16 protein-coding genes are annotated in these 17173 nt (G+C 67.2%); 10 read left to right on the top strand and 6 right to left on the bottom strand.

All coding sequences use genetic code 11. The annotated features are described in order from the left end of the window. Positions 1 to 3: 3 nt before the first annotated feature. The 4 genes from pgi to BLM15_RS24315 all read right to left on the bottom strand — a co-directional run bounded on the left by pgi (position 4) and on the right by BLM15_RS24315 (position 4917). On the bottom strand, positions 4 to 1632 hold the full coding sequence (gene pgi / locus BLM15_RS24330) for a glucose-6-phosphate isomerase (RefSeq protein ID WP_126115168.1): 1629 nt from the start codon (positions 1630 to 1632) through the stop codon (positions 4 to 6). Positions 1633 to 1808: 176 nt separating this feature from the next. Continuing rightward, complete coding sequence (locus BLM15_RS24325) at positions 1809 to 3059, bottom strand: Vps62-related protein (RefSeq protein WP_126115167.1); 1251 nt, start codon at positions 3057 to 3059, stop codon at positions 1809 to 1811. Between the two features lie 92 nt (positions 3060 to 3151). Beyond that, entirely contained in the window at positions 3152 to 4111 is a 960-nt protein-coding gene (locus tag BLM15_RS24320; protein ID WP_126115166.1) for a carbohydrate kinase family protein, read from the bottom strand. Beyond that, positions 4108 to 4917 carry an IclR family transcriptional regulator gene (locus tag BLM15_RS24315; RefSeq protein WP_126115165.1) on the bottom strand — a complete coding sequence of 270 codons (810 nt, stop codon included), beginning with the start codon at positions 4915 to 4917 and terminating at the stop codon, positions 4108 to 4110. The genes BLM15_RS24320 and BLM15_RS24315 overlap by 4 nt, the downstream gene beginning before the upstream one ends. A gap of 178 nt (positions 4918 to 5095) precedes the next feature. Between BLM15_RS24315 and BLM15_RS24310 the strand changes: the two genes are divergently transcribed. The 10 genes from BLM15_RS24310 to BLM15_RS24265 all read left to right on the top strand — a co-directional run bounded on the left by BLM15_RS24310 (position 5096) and on the right by BLM15_RS24265 (position 15006). Next, positions 5096 to 6151 (top strand): ABC transporter ATP-binding protein, encoded by a 1056-nt coding sequence (locus BLM15_RS24310; protein WP_126115164.1) that lies wholly within the window; start codon positions 5096 to 5098, stop codon positions 6149 to 6151. Continuing rightward, positions 6148 to 7005 (top strand): ABC transporter permease, encoded by an 858-nt coding sequence (locus BLM15_RS24305; RefSeq protein ID WP_126115163.1) that lies wholly within the window; start codon positions 6148 to 6150, stop codon positions 7003 to 7005. Before BLM15_RS24310 ends, BLM15_RS24305 begins: the two co-directional genes overlap by 4 nt. Positions 7006 to 7010: 5 nt before the next feature. Further along, positions 7011 to 7805 carry an ABC transporter permease gene (locus BLM15_RS24300; RefSeq protein ID WP_126115162.1) on the top strand — a complete coding sequence of 265 codons (795 nt, stop codon included), beginning with the start codon at positions 7011 to 7013 and terminating at the stop codon, positions 7803 to 7805. 1 nt (position 7806) lies between these two features. Continuing rightward, positions 7807 to 8097, top strand: coding sequence for a (2Fe-2S)-binding protein (locus BLM15_RS24295; RefSeq protein WP_126115161.1), 291 nt, complete (start codon positions 7807 to 7809; stop codon positions 8095 to 8097). Further along, entirely contained in the window at positions 8094 to 9494 is a 1401-nt protein-coding gene (locus tag BLM15_RS24290; RefSeq protein WP_126115160.1) for an FAD/NAD(P)-dependent oxidoreductase, read from the top strand. The genes BLM15_RS24295 and BLM15_RS24290 overlap by 4 nt, the downstream gene beginning before the upstream one ends. Beyond that, positions 9491 to 10663, top strand: a complete 1173-nt coding sequence (locus tag BLM15_RS24285; protein ID WP_126115159.1) for an NAD(P)/FAD-dependent oxidoreductase — start codon at positions 9491 to 9493, stop codon at positions 10661 to 10663. Before BLM15_RS24290 ends, BLM15_RS24285 begins: the two co-directional genes overlap by 4 nt. Positions 10664 to 10678: 15 nt before the next feature. Further along, complete coding sequence (locus BLM15_RS24280) at positions 10679 to 11731, top strand: polyamine ABC transporter substrate-binding protein (RefSeq protein WP_126115158.1); 1053 nt, start codon at positions 10679 to 10681, stop codon at positions 11729 to 11731. A gap of 212 nt (positions 11732 to 11943) precedes the next feature. Next, positions 11944 to 12999 carry a sugar phosphate isomerase/epimerase family protein gene (locus tag BLM15_RS24275; protein ID WP_126115157.1) on the top strand — a complete coding sequence of 352 codons (1056 nt, stop codon included), beginning with the start codon at positions 11944 to 11946 and terminating at the stop codon, positions 12997 to 12999. An 11-nt stretch (positions 13000 to 13010) separates the two neighbouring features. Then, complete coding sequence (locus BLM15_RS24270) at positions 13011 to 14186, top strand: Gfo/Idh/MocA family protein (protein WP_126115156.1); 1176 nt, start codon at positions 13011 to 13013, stop codon at positions 14184 to 14186. A gap of 73 nt (positions 14187 to 14259) precedes the next feature. Next, positions 14260 to 15006, top strand: a complete 747-nt coding sequence (locus BLM15_RS24265; protein ID WP_126115155.1) for a transporter substrate-binding domain-containing protein — start codon at positions 14260 to 14262, stop codon at positions 15004 to 15006. 120 nt (positions 15007 to 15126) lie between these two features. Here BLM15_RS24265 and BLM15_RS24260 read toward each other — a convergent pair whose 3' ends face one another. After that, positions 15127 to 16065, bottom strand: a complete 939-nt coding sequence (locus BLM15_RS24260) for a threonine ammonia-lyase (RefSeq protein WP_126115154.1) — start codon at positions 16063 to 16065, stop codon at positions 15127 to 15129. After that, entirely contained in the window at positions 16062 to 17102 is a 1041-nt protein-coding gene (locus BLM15_RS24255; RefSeq protein ID WP_126115153.1) for a succinylglutamate desuccinylase/aspartoacylase family protein, read from the bottom strand. The genes BLM15_RS24260 and BLM15_RS24255 overlap by 4 nt, the downstream gene beginning before the upstream one ends. Between the last annotated feature and the right edge of the window lie 71 nt (positions 17103 to 17173).

Here is a 17173-nt window from a genome sequence, read left to right as displayed (position 1 = left end):
CGCTCAAAGTCCGGTCAGATAGCGCGCCAGCCCCGCCGTCGAAGAATCATGGGCCTCGGCCGGCGCTTTGCCCTCGATCACCGGCAACAGCGCCGTCGCCAGCTCCTTGCCGAGCTCGACGCCCCATTGGTCGAAGGCGTTGATGTCGAACACCGCCGCCTCGACGAAGACCCGGTGCTCATAGAGCGCGACGAGCCGCCCGAGCGTGAACGGATCGAGCTTGCGATAGGCGATGGTCACGCTCGGCCGGTTGCCGGGGAATACCTTGTGCGGCGCGAGCTGCTCGATCGCATCCGCCGACAGCCCCTGCTTGGCGAGCTGCGCCTTCGCCTCCTCGAGCGTGCGGCCCTTCATCATCGCCTCGCTCTGGGCGAGGCAATTGGCTAGCAGCAGGCGATGCTGATGGGCGAGCTCCGGCTCGTGGCCTTCGGCCGCGACCAGGAATTCGCAGGGGACGATGTCGGTGCCTTGGTGGAGCAATTGGAAGAAAGCGTGCTGGCCATTGGTACCGGGCTCGCCCCAGACCAGCGGCCCGGTCGGCCGCGTCACCGCCCCGCCGGCCTTGTGGACGCGCTTGCCGTTCGACTCCATGTCGAGCTGCTGCAGATAGGCCGGCAGTCGCGCCAGCCGCTGATCGTAAGGCAGCACCGCGCGGGCCGGATACCCGCAGCTCTCGCGATGCCAGAGTCCGACCAGGGCGAACAGCACCGGCAGGTTCTTAGCCAGCGGCGCGGTGCGGAAATGCTCGTCCATCGCATGCGCGCCGGCGAGGAAGGCGCGGAAGTCCTCGGGACCGATCGCGATCATCACCGGCAGGCCGATCGCCGACCAGACCGAATAGCGTCCGCCGACCCAATCCCAGAAGCCGAAGATGCGGTCGGGCGCGATGCCGAAGACCGCGACCTTGTCGAGCGCGGTCGAGACCGCGGCGAAGTGCTTGGCCACCGCCTCTTCCCCAAGCGCACCGGCGATCCAGCGCCGGGCGGTCGCGGCATTGGTCATGGTCTCGATCGTGGTGAAGGTCTTCGACGCGACGATCACCAGCGTCCGCGCCGGATCGAGCTTCGCCAGGGTATCGGCGATATGGGCGCCGTCGACATTGGAGACGTAATGCAGGCGCGGTCCGTCATGATAGGGCGCGAGCGCCAGCGTCGCCATCACCGGACCGAGATCCGAGCCGCCGATGCCGATATTGACGACGTCGCTGAAGCGCCCGCCATCAGCTGCCGCGATCTTGCCGCTGCGGATGCCTTCGGCGAAGGCAGACATCCGCTCCAGAACCGCGTTCACCTCGGGCATAACGTCGACGCCGTCGACCTTGACCGGCCGGCCGGACTGGTTGCGCAGCGCCGTGTGCAGCACGGCGCGGCCTTCAGTCGTGTTGATCGGCTCGCCCGCGAACATCGCGTCGCGCTTGGCCGCGACATCGGCCGCCTCGGCGAGCGCCAGCAGCAACTCCACGGTCTCGCCCGTCACCGCCGTCTTGGAATAGTCGAGCAGCAGGTCGTCGAGCCGGGCCGAGAAGGCGGAAAAGCGCTGCGGATCAGCGGCGAAGAGCTCGCGCAGGTGGTGAGATACGGTTCGGGTACGATACGCGGCGAGATCCGCCCAGGCCTTCTCCAGCACGATCATTCTCCTCGATGCTTGCGAACGGCCGCGATGCGGCAAGCCGAGGTAGCATAGCGATAGCGCTGAGGTCACGGCGGCGAGCGGACGGGGCTGCCATGCAAAGAGATTACCTCGGTGGTCATGAGCGGGCCCACCGGGAGAAACGGTAGGGACGGCCCCAGCCGCCCCTACCGAACGCTTCAGCGCGGAATGCGCCGGCGCGGCTTGGCCGACCGCGATGACGGATATTCCCGCTCGTAGAAGGCGACGCCGCTATCCTCGAGGAAGAGTGGAGCGCCGACCATCGAGCCATCGGCCCGCAGCATCTTGAACATGGTGTGCGGCGCCCACATCGCAGCGGCATGCCTGCCGGGCGTCTTGAGCTTGAGCTTCACGGTGTTCTGCTGGAAGTTCGTGACCGAGGTCGAGGTCGAGTAGCCGAATTTGTAGGACAAGGTGCCCTTCACCTTCGAACCTGCCCCGCCGAAGCTGACACCGGTCTCGTAGCTGATGCTGATGCCGACTTCGTGGTTGAAGGTCTCCGTCGAGGATTTGGTCACGCCGACGGTGATCTCCCGCTCGAGTTCGTGCGGCTCCGCCTGCTGGTTGTTGTCGTAAAGCTCGAGCTGAAAATTGTCCCAGCGCTCCAGGTAGTAGAACGGCGAGTTGGCGACCTTCCAGGCGAGGTCGTAGTGATCATCGGTCACCCCCGTAAAGGGCACCGCGATCCGCCTCTCCCGCATCCAGTCGCTTTCGGCCGGAGGGCGGTCGTAACTGTCGAGCCGCGGAACCGGCGGGGTGTCGCCGGGCTCGGCCGGCGGCTCCAGGCGCAGCACCTTGACGACCGGTTCCGGCCGATCATGGCTGGCGACGCCGTAGAAGCAATTGGCGCCGATCAGGATGGTCGTATTGTCGTGGTAGTAGACGATTGGATCGATCCGCCAGGCGCTGAAATCCGTATCGGACCCGGTGCCGCCATCATCCCACAGCCAGTCTCCGAGCAGCGCCTCGCCGACCAGATCGGCGTGCACGCACCAGATATCTTCCAAGGACGGCGACTGGTAGTTGCCGGTGAAGACATGGCCCAGCGCGACGTATCCGTCCGGCGGAATCGCCTGCCAGCACGCGCCGTACATATCGGCGCCGGAACCGAGATCGTTCCAGATTCGATGGTAGCCCGTCGGCGAGCGAACGGCATCCGAGCCATCGACCGTCGGCTTGACACAGAGAGCCCATTGTCGCCCGGCAGGGTCGTCATAATTATTGACGCCGATACTGCCGAGAGGACGAAAGCCACTTGGCGCGCTGGGATGCCAGAAGGCTCCGTCGTAATCGCCACCGCTGCCCCCGTCATTCCAGCGGAGGCTGAACCGGTCGGTGAAGGCGAGTGTCAGGCGCCCGAAGGCCACTTCCGTGCTGGTCAACTGCGATTTCTGCAGACGATTGGACATCGAGACCGCTCCCTTATGCGTGCCGAAACGGCACTTACAACTTGTAGTTGTATAAGGTAGCAAACGTCACGCCATAGTATGTGAACCGCCATTCACATACGTTGCCGTCCCAAGGAAGCCATCGTCATCTCCGCAGCAGTTGGCAGATCCGCCCCGCGGCGGCCGACCGTGATGGAAGCTGCCGTCGCGGCATAGGTCAGCACTTCACTCAATGCCGCTTGATCGAGCGCAGCGACGCCTTCGATGCTCAGCCGATCCGTCTGTGAAAGGCGCGCGAGCAGTGCCGCATGGAAGCTGTCACCAGCGCCCACTGTGTCGCATACCTCGACAACCCTGGCCGGCAATTCAACCTGCCCGGCAGAGCAAAAACTGACCGCCCCATCCGCTCCGCGCGTTATCACCACCAGCTTTGCGCCGAGCCCCAGCCAATAGGCGGCCGCCTCCTGCAGCGACAACCTTCCGCCCCAGGCGATGCGGATATCCTCATCGCTCGTCTTGATGATGGTCGCGACACGATAGAACCGCTCGGCGGCATCAGCCCACAGCGCCATGTCCGGCACGACACCCGGTCGCAGATTTGGATCGACGCTGATCACAAGCCGGCCATGCTCGCGCTCCGCCAGCAGGGCCAGCGTCGTGCCGATCGGCTCGACCGCCATGCTGTAGGAGCCGAAGCTGAGCGCCTGCACCTCCGCCGGCAGCTCGGCCAGCAGATCGGCCGGCATCAGGAAGCGGTCGGCAGCGCCTTCACCATGGAAACCGTAGCTCGGCTGCCCGTTCGCTCCGGTGGCAACGGCCGAGATGGTCGAGAGCCGGTCGCTGCGGACGATGAAGCGGCCATCGACGCCTTCCCGTGTCAGACGTTCCGCCAGCATCGAGCCGATACCGTCGCGCGAGATCGCGCCGAGGAAGCCGACCGGTACGCCGAGCCGCGCCAGGCCGATAGCGACATTGAAGGGCGAGCCACCGGAAACGGCCCGTCCGGCCATCTCGGCCCCCTCGGGCGGATCGAGGAAGAGATCGACGAGCGCCTCGCCGCAGACCAGGATCATGACACTGCACTCAAGCTGCGTGAGGGATGGCGCAAGGCTGGGTCGAACGGATTGAGCATTGCGCCCAATGCCGCCGCCTCCGCCTTCAGAATGGCAACGACGCCAGGCAAGCGCTCGGGGCGCAACCGGTCCGCCAGCGTGCCGACGCTCAACGCCGCGACGACCCGGTCCTGCGCATCGAAGATCGGCACGCCCAGACCCGCCATGCCCGGGATCAGCCCGGTGTTGAGATTGACCCAGCCCTGCGCCCGCGCCGCCTCCAGCGCGACGCGCAGGGCCGCCTCGTCGAGGAAACCGCGGTCGAGAAGGCGCGGCACGTTGAAGCGGATCACCGCCTCGCGCTCGGCCTCGGGCAGGTGCGCGAGGATGGCGAGACTCCCCTGCCCGAGCCCGAGCGGCACCTTGCCGCCGATATCGCCGGTGAAGGAGCGGATCGGGAATGGCCCCTCGATCCGGTCGAGGCAAACAGCATCATAGCCGTTGCGGACCAGCAGGAAGATCGTGTCGGTCAGCGTCGCCGAGAGACGCAGGAGCACCGGCTTGGCGAGATCGCGCAGGCCGCCGGCCTGGCCGGCGCGGGCCGCCAGCACGAAGAAGTCGAGCGCCAAGCGGTAGCGCTTGCCGACCTGTTCGACGAAGCCCTCGGCGGCGAGGTCCTGCAAGGCGCGATGCGCCGTCGGCTGGCTGCAGCCGGCCTGCTCGGCCAGATCCTTCAGGCGGATTCCGCCTGCATCCGTCGCGCCGACAAGGCGCAGCAAGCCGAGCGCGCGGCGCAAACTGGACAGAGGCTCGGCAGAATCACTCATCCGCCCAGAATAATCTGAACAGCATCGGGCGCCAGTAAATTTCATATAACGGAATTATAAATAGAAAAATTCTTTCATATGGAATTGTTCGTTGACGAAATTCCACTCCTGCCGCTTCCTCCCAGGACAGGGCAAGAGACCCCGATGAGCGGGCGGGGCGAGCCAAGCGGGAGAGGTCATGAGCTTCCTGACGCTGGAGAAGCTGAGCAAGGTCTATGGCGATTTCGCCGCCGCGCGCGACATCGACCTGTCCGTCGCCAAGGGTGAGTTCGTCTCGCTGCTCGGCCCCTCCGGCTGCGGCAAGACCACGACGCTGCAGATGATCGCCGGGCTGGTCGAGCCGACGACCGGCACGATCATGCTCGATGGCCGCGACATCACCCGCGAGAAGCCGAACAAGCGCGGCCTCGGCATCGTCTTTCAGAGCTACGCGCTCTTTCCGCACATGACGGTGGCTGAGAACGTCGCCTTCGGGCTGGAGATGCGCAAGATCGCCAAAGCCGAGCGCGACGAGCGGGTGAAAGCCATGCTCGGACTTGTCCATTTGAGCCCGCTGGCCGAACGCTATCCGCGCCAGCTCTCCGGCGGCCAGCGCCAGCGCGTCGCCATCGCCCGCGCCCTCGTCATCCAGCCACCGGTGCTGCTGCTCGACGAGCCGCTCTCCAATCTCGACGCCAAACTGCGCGAGGAGATGCAGTTCGAATTGCGCCGCATCCAGCAGCGCGTCGGCACCACCACGATCATGGTCACGCATGACCAGGCCGAGGCGCTCTCGATCAGCGACCGCGTCGTGGTGATGGAACAGGGCCGGATGACGCAGGTCGACGCGCCTTACAGGCTCTACGAGAACCCGGCGACGCCGTTCATTTCCACCTTCGTCGGCAAGATGAACCGGCTGGAAGGCACCTGGCGCAAGGGCGCGGCCGAAATCGCCGGGATCGCCGTGCCGGCCGAAGCCAGCGGACTGGCCGAGGGCGCAGCCATCGCATTGTCGATCCGCCCCGAGAAGCTCGCGCTGAAGGCGCCCGGCCAGGGCCGCATCGACGGCACCATCGCCAACCGCTTCTTCCTCGGCGGCTCCTGGCTGTTCACGGTCGAGACCGCGGCCGGGCCGATCCTGGTCTCGTTGCCGAACGATGGCGAGGAACCGGCCCGTGAGGGCGCCAAGGTCGCGCTCGACTGGGCTCCGGCCAGCTTGCGCATCGAACCGCTGGCGCAGGGAGCGGCGGCATGAGCGTCGGGCGCTCCGCGGCGACACCGTTCTGGCTCGCCGGGCCGGGCGCGCTACTTTTCCTCGGACTCATCATCCTGCCGCTCGCGCTGACGCTGATCCTCTCCTTCCACGCCTATGACCACACGATCGGCATCAAGAACGAGTTCACTCTCGCCCATTACGCCGCCGTGTTCTCAGACGAGTACTATCTCGGCATCTTCTGGCGCACGCTGCGGCTCGCAGGCCTGACCACGCTGATCTGCGTCCTGATCGGCGCGCCCGAGGCCTATATCCTGTCGCGGATGCGCGATCCCTGGCGCTCGGTCTTCCTGCTGGTGATCATCGGGCCGCTCCTGGTCTCGGTCGTCGTCCGCGCCTTCGGCTGGAGCATGCTGCTCGGCTCGACCGGGCTGGTGAACCAGGCGCTGCAGGGCCTCGGCTTCGACAGTGTGCGCCTGCTCTATACCGAGACGGCGATCGTGATCGCGCTCGTCCACGTCATGCTTCCCTTCATGGTGATCCCGGTCTGGACCGCGCTGCAGAAGCTCGATCCGATGGTCGAGGCGGCCGCCTGGAGCCTCGGCGCCTCGCATGCCACCGCGCTGCGTCGTGTGGTGCTGCCGCAGGTCTCGCTCGGCATGCTCTCGGGCAGCCTGATCGTCTTCGGCCTCTCGGCTTCGGCCTTCGCCATTCCCGGCCTGCTTGGCGGGCGCCGGCTCAAGATGGCGGCGACACTGGTCTATGACGAATACATGCACGAGTTGAACTGGCCGCTCGGCGCGACGATCGCAATCATCGTCCTCGTCGCCAACCTCGTGATCATGCTGGCCTATAACCGCGTCATCGAGACGCGCGCCCGCAAGGCCCTGGGGTGAGCGTGATGCAGAAGAACGGTCCCGTCGCGCTCCTCTTCCATACGCTGGTCGTCGCCTTCGTGCTGGCGCCGCTTGTGGTGATCTGTCTCGTCGCCTTCACGCCGGAGAACACGCTCTCGATTCCGACCACCAGCTTCTCGCTGCGCTGGTTCAAGGAGATCTTCCGCCATCCCGACTTCGTCGCCTCCTTCGTCAACAGCCTGTGGCTGGCGACGCTCGCGGCGACGCTTTCGGTCGCGATCTCGGTGCCGGCAGCGCTTGCCATTGACCGCTACGAGTTTCCCGGCCGCGATGCGCTGAACGCGCTCTTCCTGTCGCCGCTGATCATCCCGCATCTCGTGCTCGGCGTCGCCTTCCTCAGGCTCTTCGCGCTGATCGGTGCGACTGGCAGCTTCGCCTGGCTCGTCGCGTGCCACGTCGTGGTGATCACGCCCTATGTGCTGCGGCTGGTGATGGCCGCCTTCACCGGACTCGACCGTTCGGCCGAGCAGGCGGCGATGACGCTCGGTGCCTCGCACTGGACAGTGTTCCGCCGCGTCACCGCGCCGATGATCCTGCCCGGCATCACCGGCGGCTGGCTGCTCGCCTTCATCAACAGCTTCGACGAACTGACCATGTCGATCTTCGTGACGTCACCGCAGACCGTGACTCTGCCGGTGCGCATGTACATGTACGCCACCGAATCCATCGACCCGATGATGGCCGCGGTCTCGGCGCTGATGATCGCGCTGACGGCGGCTGCCATGCTGGTGCTCGACCGCGCCTTCGGCCTCGACAAGATCCTGGTCGGGCAGAAGTGACATGCCGCTCCTGCATCGCCTCGCTCGCGCCGACCATCCGTCCATCCCGTTCACGCTGGACGGCACGCCTTGCGAAGGCCGCGCCGGCGATACCGTCCTGACCGCTATCCTCACCAACGCCGAACGACTGCGCCTCAGCGAGTTCTCAGCCTCGCCGCGCGCCGGCTTCTGCCAGATGGGCGCCTGCCAGGATTGCTGGATCGTGCTCGAGAGCGGCGAGCGCCTGCGCGCCTGCTCCACGGCCCTCACCGCCGGCATGCGCATCCTCACCCGCCGCGCGAGGGCGGCATGACCGGGCATCCGACCAGCGAGCGCCCGCAGCCGCTGATCGTCGGCGCCGGCCCCGCCGGCATTCGGGCCGCTGAGGCGTTGGTCGCGGCCGGCCTGCGCCCGCTCGTCGTCGACGAGGCGCCGGCCTGCGGCGGCCAGATCTATCGCCAGCGCCTCGCCCCGGATGGCCGCAGCAGCCGCGACCTCTACGGCTCGGAGGCCGCTAAGGCCGAAACCCTTCATCGCGATTTTGCCGCGCTCGACGGCAAGCTCGACTACTGGCCGCAGGCACTGCTCTGGAACCTGCGCGACGGCCGCGCCGACATCATGATCGAGGGCACCAGCCGGCAGGTCGCCTATGACGGCCTTCTGCTCGCGACCGGCGCGACCGACCGCACCTTGCCGCTACCCGGTTGGACGCTGCCCGGCGTCTTCACCCTCGGCGGCGCCCAGATCGCGCTGAAGAGCCAGGGCTGCGCCATCGGCAGCAAGGTCGTCTTCCTCGGCTCCGGCCCGCTGCTCTATCTCGTCGCCTGGCAGTACATGAAGGCCGGCGCCAAGGTCGCGGCGGTGCTTGACACGGCGCCCTTCGCCGCAAAGTTCAACCTGCTGCGCGGCCTGCCGCTGTTCCCAGGAATCGTGCTGCGTGGCATGCGGATGACCGCCGAGTTGAAGCTGGCCGGCATCGCGCTGCATTACGGCGTCGGTGATGTCCGCATCGAGGGTGCGAGCAAGGTCGAGGCCATCGCCTGGCGCCAGGACGGGCTGGAGCACCGCCTCACCTGCGACGGCATCGGCTACGGCCTCGCCTTGCGCTCGGAAACCCAGCTCGCCGACCTCGCCGGCTGCCGCTTCGCCTTCAACGCGCGCGACCGCGCCGTCCTGCCCGAGCGCGATGCGGCCGGTCGCACCAGCGTGCCAGGCGTCTATCTCGCCGGCGACGGCGCCGGCATCGCCGGGGCGGATGCCGCCGAGCGCGCTGGCGAACGCGTCGCGCTCGCTCTGCTGCAGGATCGCGGCCTGCCGCATGACGCTGCGCGCGCCGCTGCGCTGGAAGCGGAGCTCGCCCGCATCAGCCGCTTCCGCGAGGTGCTCGAAGCCGCCTTCCCCTTCCCGGCGCATTGGGTGCGTGACATCGCCGATGCGACCACGCTCTGCCGCTGCGAGGAGATCACTGCCGGCGAGGTCCGCGCCGCCATCAACCGCTTCGGCGTGCACGAGCTCAACCGGCTGAAGGCCGTGAGCCGCGTCGGCATGGGCCGCTGCCAGGGCCGCATCTGCGCCGCCGCCGCCGCCGAACTGCTGGCGCACGAGGCGGGGCGCGGCATCGAGGCCGTCGGCCGTTTGCGCAGCCAGGCGCCGGTCAAGCCCGTGCCACTGACGCTCGCGCTCACCGCGCAGCAGGAGGCGGCGGAATGAGCCGGCGGCTCGAAGTCGACGTCGCGATCATCGGCGGCGGCCTCGTCGGCTCCTCGGCCGCGCTGGCGCTGCGCGGCCTGGGCTTTTCGGTCGCGCTGCTCGACAAGGGCTTTTGCGGCGCGCAGGCCTCCGGCGTGAACTATGGCGGCGTGCGCCGCCAGGGCCGGCCGATCGAGCAGTTGCCGCTGTCGCAGCGGGCCCATGCCGTCTGGCCGCGGCTCAGGGCGCTGATCGGCATCGATGGCGAGTTCCTGCGCTCCGGCCATCTCAAGCTCGCCCGCGACGAGGCCGACATGGCCTCGCTCGAGGCTTATGCCGAGGCCGTTGCCGAACAAGGCCTCGATCTCGAGCTGATCGGCCATAACGGCCTGCGCGAGCGCTTCGGCTGGATCGGCGACGGCATTGTCGGCGCCTCCTTCTGTCCCGGCGACGGCCATGCCAATCCGCGCCTGGTCTCGACCGGCTTCGCTGCGGCGGCGCGCCGGGCCGGCGTCGAGGTGCTGGAGAACACGGCGGTCGAAGGCGTGACGCGCGATGGCGGGGGCTTCGCGCTGGAGGCTGCCGGCAACCTCACGCTCCGGTCTCGCTTCGTCGTCAACAGCGCCGGCGCCTGGGCCGCCCCCTTCGCCGAGAGCTTCGGCGAGCCGGTGCCGCTCTCGCGCATCTACCCCTCCATGGTCGTCACCGAGCCGATGGAGCCGGTGATGTCGGTCAATATCGGCATGGAGGGCGGCGGCATCTATGCCCGTCAGGTCGAGCGCGGCAATATCGTCGTCGGCGGCGAGCGCGCCTTGCCGCTGAATGATCCCGACCTCTCGCGGCCGCGCGGCGATGGCGCGATCGCGATCATGAACAATGCCGCCGCGCTATTCCCCGGCTTGCGCCATGCCCAGGCAATTCGCTTCTGGAGCGGCACGGAAGGGGCCATGCCGGACAAGAACCCGGTGATCGGCCCGAGCGAGACGACGCACGGCCTGATCCATGCCTTCGGCTTCACCGGCGCCGGCTTCCAGATCGCGCCCGGTGTCGGCGAGGTGCTCGCCGAGCTCGTCCGCGACGGCGAGACGCAAACCCCGATCGCGGCCTTCTCGATCGGCCGCTTCAGAGAGACTTCCGCCCGCACCGACGCTGGCTCGGGTGCGGGACAAAACCAAGAGCCGCAGCACTAGAGGGGAGATCAGATCATGACCAGCTATCGCAGCATCCTGGCGGCTGGCGTCGCCACCATGGCGCTCGCCGCCGTCGGCAGCGCCTTCGCCCAGTCGAAGACGCTCTATGTCGGCATGAACGGCGGCAATTTCGAAAAGACCTTCACCCAGGCCGTCTTCCCCGATTTCGAGAAGGCCAACGACGTCAAGGTTGTGGTCGTGCCCGGCACCTCCTCCGACATCCTCGCCAAAGCGACCGCGGCCAAGGACAAGCCGCAGATGCACGTCATGTTCCTCGATGACGGCGTCATGGTCCGCGCCATCGGCGCCGGCCTCTGCGAGAAGACGAAGCCCGGCCCCGAGCTTGCCGATCTCGCCCCCGGCACGCGCATGAAGGACGACATGGCTGTTGGCATCGACCTCGGCATGACCGGGCTGGGCTACAACAAGAAGCTGTTCGACGAGAAGGGCTGGCCGGCGCCGACCTCGTGGATGGACCTCGCCGATCCCAAGTACAAGGGCAAGGTCGTGTTCCAGTCGGCCTCGGCCTCCTCCTTCGGCCTGCACGCCTTCCTGATGTTCAACCGCATCCAGGGCGGCACCGAGGCCAATGTCGAGCCGGGCTTCAGCAAGTTCCGCGACACGATCGGCAAGAACGTGCTCGAATTCATCCCGAGTTCGGCCAAGATCGCCGAGATGGCGCAAACCGGCGAGGCCGCGATCTTCCCGCTGACGCCTACCGGCATCTCTACCCTGAAGGACAAGGGCATCGCCGTCGAATACGCCCAGCCCAAGGAAGGCTCGGTCGTGCTGATGGTCGCCCAGTGCGTCATCGCCAAGAATTCCGAGCCGGAGCTGGCGCAGAAGCTCGCCGCCTACCTCCTCTCGCCCGAGGCCCAGTCCAAGGCGCTCGCCGCCGGCAACATCGTGCCCTCGAACACCAAGGCCAAGGCCTCCACGCCCGACGCCGAGAAGAAGCTCGAGGCCTTCCACGCCAACATGAAGACCGCCGTGACCCTCGACTGGGACCAGATCAACGCCAAGCGGCCGGAATGGAACAGCCGCTGGAACAAGATGATCGAGCGCTGAGCCTTATCCGAGCCATCGGCACCGCCGCGCAGCAGCGCGGCGGTGTTCTCGTATGCAACAGGCCTTGCCGGGCGCATCCCGATCAAACACGATCCAATCAACCCGGTTTGACAGCAGACGCGTCCCCGCTACATTCCTGCAATCGATTACATCGCCAATCAGGCGGTCGATTGCGAGTTCCGGCAAGGGGCCGCGCTGTCGGGAGGGTCGCGATGAAGACCATGAAGGGTCCGGGGCTCTTTCTCGCCCAGTTCGCCGGCGACGAGGCGCCGTTCAACTCGCTCGAAGCGATCGGCCGCTGGGCCGGCTCGCTCGGCTACAAGGGCGTGCAGATCCCAAGCTGGGATGCCCGCCTATTCGATCTCGCCAAAGCCGCCGAGTCCGATGCCTATTGCGACGAGGTCAAGGGCACGCTCGCCCAGTACGACCTGTCGATCACCGAGCTCTCGACCCATCTCCAGGGCCAGCTCGTCGCCACTCATCCGGCTTTCGACGAGGCCTTCGATGGCTTCGCCGTCCCCGCCGTGCGCGGCAATCCGAAGGCGCGGCAGGAGTGGGCGGTCGCGCAGATGAAGCTCGGGGCGAAAGCCTCACGCCGGCTCGGGCTGTCGGCCAATGTCAGCTTCACCGGCGCGCTCGCCTGGCCCTTCGTCTATCCCTGGCCGCAGCGCCCGGCCGGGCTGGTCGAGACCGCCTTCGAGGAACTCGGCAAACGCTGGCGCCCGATCCTCGACGCCTATGACGAGGCCGGCGTCGACCTCTGCTACGAGATCCATCCGGGCGAGGACGTCCATGATGGGGCGACCTTCGAGCGCTTCGTCGACGCGGTCGGCGGACACCGCCGGGCCTGCATCAACTACGACCCCAGCCATTTCCTGCTGCAGCAGCTCGATTATCTCGCCTTCATCGACCTCTATCACGAGCGCATCAAGGCCTTCCATGTGAAGGATGCCGAGTTCAATCCGAACGGCCGCGTCGGCGTCTATGGCGGTTACGAGCCATGGGTCGACCGAGCCGGTCGCTTCCGCTCGCTCGGCGACGGCCAGGTCGATTTCGGCGGCATCTTCTCCAAGCTGGCGCAGTACGATTACGACTCCTGGGCCGTGCTCGAATGGGAATGCGCGCTGAAGCATCCCGAGGACGGCGCGCGCGAAGGGGCGGAGTTCATCGCCGCCCACATCATCCGCGTCACCGAAAAAGCCTTCGACGATTTCGCCGCGGGAGGCACCGACGAGGCAGCCAACCGGCGCATGCTCGGGCTCGGCTGAAGGAGACGCTCATGGCGATCGAAGGCTCGACCACATCGAAGCTCAACCGCCGCCTGCGCCTCGGCATGGTCGGCGGCGGGCGCGGCGCCTTCATCGGTGCGGTGCATCGCATCGCGGCAAGGCTCGACGACCGCTGGCAGCTCGCCGCCGGCGCGCTTTCCTCCGACCCGGAGCGCGGTCGTCTCTCGGGCGAAGACCTGCTGCTCGATCCCGCCCGAATCTATGCCGATGCCGCCGAGATGGCGAAGCGCGAGAAGCGCCGCAAGGACGGCATCGACGCGGTCGCGATCGTCACGCCGAACCATGCCCATGCCCCAGCGGCAAAAGCCTTCCTCAAGGCCGGCATCCATGTGATCTGCGACAAACCGCTGACGACGAACCTGCGTGAGGCCGAGGCGCTCGCCAAGCTCGCAGGGGATAGCGGCCTGATCTTCGCGGTCACCCACAACTACACCGGCTATCCGCTGGTCCGGCAGGCCCGCGCCATGATTGCCGAGGGGGTGCTCGGCAAGCTCCGCGTCGTCCAGGTCGAATACGCGCAGGACTGGCTCGCCACAAAGCTCGAGGAGAGCGGGCAGAAGCAGGCGGAGTGGCGGACCGATCCGGCCAAATCCGGTCCGGCCGGTTCGATCGGCGACATCGGCAGCCATGCCTTCAATCTCGCCGAGTTCATCGCCGGCGACGAGGTCGAAGCGCTCGCTGCCGAGGCGCACGTCTTCGTCGAAGGCCGCCGGCTCGACGACAACGCCCATATGCTGCTGCGCTTCAGGGGTGGCGCGCGCGGCATGCTCTGGTGCAGCCAGGTCGCGGCCGGCCAGGAGAATGGTTTGCGCATCCGCCTCTATGGCGAGAAGGGCGGGCTCGAATGGCAGCAGGAGAATCCGAACCTGCTGGTTCATTCGCCACTCGGCGAGCCCTCGCGCCTGATCCGGCGCAATGGCGCCGGCGCCTATCCGGTAGCCAACGCCGCCTCGCGCGTGCCCGCCGGCCACCCGGAAGGCTATCTCGAAGGCTTCGCTCAGCTCTACGTCGATATCGCCGAGCAGATCACGGCCCGGATCGAGGGGCGCGAGCCTGCCCCGTTCTCGACGCTGGTGCCCACAGTCACTGACGGGGTCCGCGGGGTCCGCTTCATCGAAGCGGCAGTGCGCTCCTCGGCCAAGGACGCGCGCTGGCTGGATCTCTGACGATCTCGATCGCGCTTGTCCTTCCGAGCAACGGCGCGGCATAAGCAGCGCCGACGACAGGGAGGACGACGCCATGGAATTCCGCCCCGATATCGGCCAGCTCTCACCGACCGTGCGCGAGCATCTGGCCCCGGCCAATCTGCTGCGCGCCGGCATCAACCTCTCGAACTTCCTGCTGGTCTCCAGCCGCGGCCTGCAGGGCGAACCGCAAGGCGTCTCGCCCGACATGGCGCGCACCCTCGCCGATCTTCTCGGCACCGGGCTGCGCTATGTACCCTACGAGAATCCCGGCCTGCTCGCCGATGCCGCGCCTTGCGACGAATGGGATGTCGGCCTGATCGGCGCCGAGCCGCAGCGGGCCGAGGCGATCAGCTTCACGCCGGCCTATGCCGAGATCGAGGCGACCTATCTGGTCCGCGAGGCCTCGCCGCTGAAGGAGATCGCCGATGTCGATGCGCAGGGTATCCGCATCGCCGTCAGCGGTCGTGCCGCCTATGGGCTCTGGCTCGATCGCAACATCCGCAAGGCCGAGCTCGTCCGCTCCGGCACGCTCGACGATTCCGCGAATGATTTCGCCGCCAAGGAGCTTGATGCGCTGGCCGGCCTGCGCCCGCGCCTACTGAAAGATGTCGAGGCAATCCCCGGCACGCGCATCCTCGACGGGTATTTCATGACCGTGCAGCAGGCGATCGGCGTACCGAAAGCCAAGGCCGAGGCGGCCGACTACCTGGCCAAGTTCGTCGCCGCGGCGAAGGAATCGGGTTTCGTCGCGGCGCTCATCGAAAAGCACGGCGTGCAGGGGCTGAGCGTCGCGCGCTGATATCAGCCGTCATTCTCGGGCGAAGCGAAGCGCAGACCCGAGAATCTCAGGACCAGAAGGCGCCGACCGGAACCTCCCGTCACCAGATGCTCGGGTCAAGCCCGAGCATGACGGCCAGGGTCAGGTCCCGTCCGTCCCGGCCCCGCAGACCAACGCGCAGACCTTGCTGCCCGGCGCCGGCACGAAGCGCTTCGCCTGCAGGGCCGCAACCGCCGCTGCGCCCGAGAGATCCGCGGCGATGCCGAACTCGAACCAGAGCGATTGCGCCGCCTGCTCCATCTCCTCGTCGCTGACCAGCACGATCTCGTCGACATTGCGCGCGACTGCCTCATAGATCGCCTGGTCGGTGCGCCGGCACGACATCGTCGCGACTTTCGTCTCGAGCTTGTCGAGTGTGACCAGTTTGCCGGCTTCGAGGCAGGCATGCAGCGTCGGCGAGCCATAGGGCTCGATGCCGATGATGCGCGTCTGCGGCCTGAGCGCCTTCACCGCGGTGGACAGCCCGGTGATCAGGCCGCCGCCGCCGATCGCGACGAGGATGACGTCGACCTCCGGCATCTCGTCGAGGATATCGAGGCCGAGCGTGCCCTGACCGGCGACCACGACGGGATCGCTGAACGGATGGGCATAGGTCGCGCCGGTCTTCTCGGCGTAAGCGAGCGCGGCGGCATTGGCATCGTCCCAGATCGCGCCGACGATCTCGACATCGGCGCCCCACTTCTTCAGCTTGGCGACCTTGTCGGCGACGACATTGGACGGCAGGAAAATCTTGGCGCTGACGCCGAGGACACGGGCCGAGCGGGCGATGGCGAGCCCGTGATTGCCGCCCGAGGCGGTGACGACGCCGCGCTTGAGCTCATCCTCCGAGAGCGTCAGCAACCGGTTCATCGCGCCACGCGCCTTGAACGAGCCGGCCGCCTGCAGCAATTCGAGCTTCAGCGTCACCGTGCCGCCGAAATCCTCGCGCGAGCTGAGCTGGGCATAGGGCAAGGTCGGCGTCTTGCGGATATGCGGCGCAATCCGCCAGCGCGCCGCCCGGATATCGTCGAGGCCGATCACGACAGCACCCCGCGATAGGGAGCCGCCACGATCAGGCAGCAATTGCCCGGCCTGACCCGGCCCGGCTGGCGCCGGCCATAGAGGATGCCGTCGGCGGCGTAGTGCAACGTCTCCGGCGGGCGCGTCGGATCCCAGGTGCAATGGATGCGTCCGGCCGGCTGGCCCGCGCTGACCTTTTCGCCATTGGCATGGAAGGGCTCGAAGACGCCGTCGGCCGTGGCGTAGACGTAAGCCGCAGTTCCCGGCAGTTCGAGCACCTGCCCGCCGCCACTGCGCGGCTCCGGCTTGTTGCGCCTGACGATGCCGAGATGGTCGAGCACATTGGCGACGCCGCGTCGACAGACCTTGAGCGCGTCGAGCGAGACCGTGCCGGCGCCCGCCATCTCCGTCCCGACCGTGACGAGTCCTTGCCGGCAGGCGGTCGCCGTCGCGGTGCGCGGCTCGCCAAGATTGGAGATCACCACGGTCATCGGCGCGTCGAAGGCCTGAACCGCCGCGACATTGCGCTTGTGCAGCTCGGGATCGTCGGTCGGCTCGACGATGGCGCTCGGAATGATATCGAGCGAGGAGCCGCCGGAATGCAGGTCGAGGAAGGCATCGCCCAGCGGCAGGATATGGTCACTGACGAAGGCCGAGATCTGCTGGGTGATGGTGCCACGCGGATCGCCCGGGAAGGTCCGGTTGAAATTGAGCCCATCGACCGTCGAGGTGCGCTGGCCGGCGATGACGGCGTGGACATTGTTCGCCGGCATCAGAATGAGCCGCCCTTGCACCCGGCCGGGATCGAGATCGCGGATCATGTCGCAGATCGCGATCGGCCCTTCGTACTCGTCGCCATGGTTGCCGCCTTCGAGGATCGCGGTCGGCCCCGAGCCGTTCTTGATGATCGCGACCGGTATCCGCGTCGCGCCCCAGGCGTCGTCATGCGGCGAATGCGGGATCATCAGGAAGCCGACCTGCTTGCCGTCCTTCTCCGGATCGACGGTGAGGAAGGCGCTGGATGGGCGCGGTGTCGGCTTCTGGCGGGAACTGGTCATGGCAGGGCTCGATGGACGTGACCTGGGAAGCCCTCTCCTGGATTGGGGAGGGTCAAGAAGGGCGTCATGCT

The organism is Bosea sp. Tri-49 (assembly GCF_003952665.1).
In the GTDB taxonomy this organism is placed as follows: Bacteria; Pseudomonadota; Alphaproteobacteria; order Rhizobiales; family Beijerinckiaceae; genus Allobosea.
Note: the sequence above shows the minus strand (reverse complement) of the source record. Positions and strands in the feature narration are given on the sequence as shown.

What these genes read in the sequence shown, in the direction of transcription:
- pgi (WP_126115168.1), bottom strand. Translation starts at nt 1,632, where the DNA reads ATGATCGTGCTGGAGAAGGCCTGGGCGGATCTCGCCGCGTATCGTACC.
- BLM15_RS24325 (WP_126115167.1), bottom strand. Translation starts at nt 3,059, where the DNA reads ATGTCCAATCGTCTGCAGAAATCGCAGTTGACCAGCACGGAAGTGGCC.
- BLM15_RS24320 (WP_126115166.1), bottom strand. Translation starts at nt 4,111, where the DNA reads ATGATCCTGGTCTGCGGCGAGGCGCTCGTCGATCTCTTCCTCGATCCG.
- BLM15_RS24315 (WP_126115165.1), bottom strand. Translation starts at nt 4,917, where the DNA reads ATGAGTGATTCTGCCGAGCCTCTGTCCAGTTTGCGCCGCGCGCTCGGC.
- BLM15_RS24310 (WP_126115164.1), top strand. Translation starts at nt 5,096, where the DNA reads ATGAGCTTCCTGACGCTGGAGAAGCTGAGCAAGGTCTATGGCGATTTC.
- BLM15_RS24305 (WP_126115163.1), top strand. Translation starts at nt 6,148, where the DNA reads ATGAGCGTCGGGCGCTCCGCGGCGACACCGTTCTGGCTCGCCGGGCCG.
- BLM15_RS24300 (WP_126115162.1), top strand. Translation starts at nt 7,011, where the DNA reads ATGCAGAAGAACGGTCCCGTCGCGCTCCTCTTCCATACGCTGGTCGTC.
- BLM15_RS24295 (WP_126115161.1), top strand. Translation starts at nt 7,807, where the DNA reads ATGCCGCTCCTGCATCGCCTCGCTCGCGCCGACCATCCGTCCATCCCG.
- BLM15_RS24290 (WP_126115160.1), top strand. Translation starts at nt 8,094, where the DNA reads ATGACCGGGCATCCGACCAGCGAGCGCCCGCAGCCGCTGATCGTCGGC.
- BLM15_RS24285 (WP_126115159.1), top strand. Translation starts at nt 9,491, where the DNA reads ATGAGCCGGCGGCTCGAAGTCGACGTCGCGATCATCGGCGGCGGCCTC.
- BLM15_RS24280 (WP_126115158.1), top strand. Translation starts at nt 10,679, where the DNA reads ATGACCAGCTATCGCAGCATCCTGGCGGCTGGCGTCGCCACCATGGCG.
- BLM15_RS24275 (WP_126115157.1), top strand. Translation starts at nt 11,944, where the DNA reads ATGAAGACCATGAAGGGTCCGGGGCTCTTTCTCGCCCAGTTCGCCGGC.
- BLM15_RS24270 (WP_126115156.1), top strand. Translation starts at nt 13,011, where the DNA reads ATGGCGATCGAAGGCTCGACCACATCGAAGCTCAACCGCCGCCTGCGC.
- BLM15_RS24265 (WP_126115155.1), top strand. Translation starts at nt 14,260, where the DNA reads ATGGAATTCCGCCCCGATATCGGCCAGCTCTCACCGACCGTGCGCGAG.
- BLM15_RS24255 (WP_126115153.1), bottom strand. Translation starts at nt 17,102, where the DNA reads ATGACCAGTTCCCGCCAGAAGCCGACACCGCGCCCATCCAGCGCCTTC.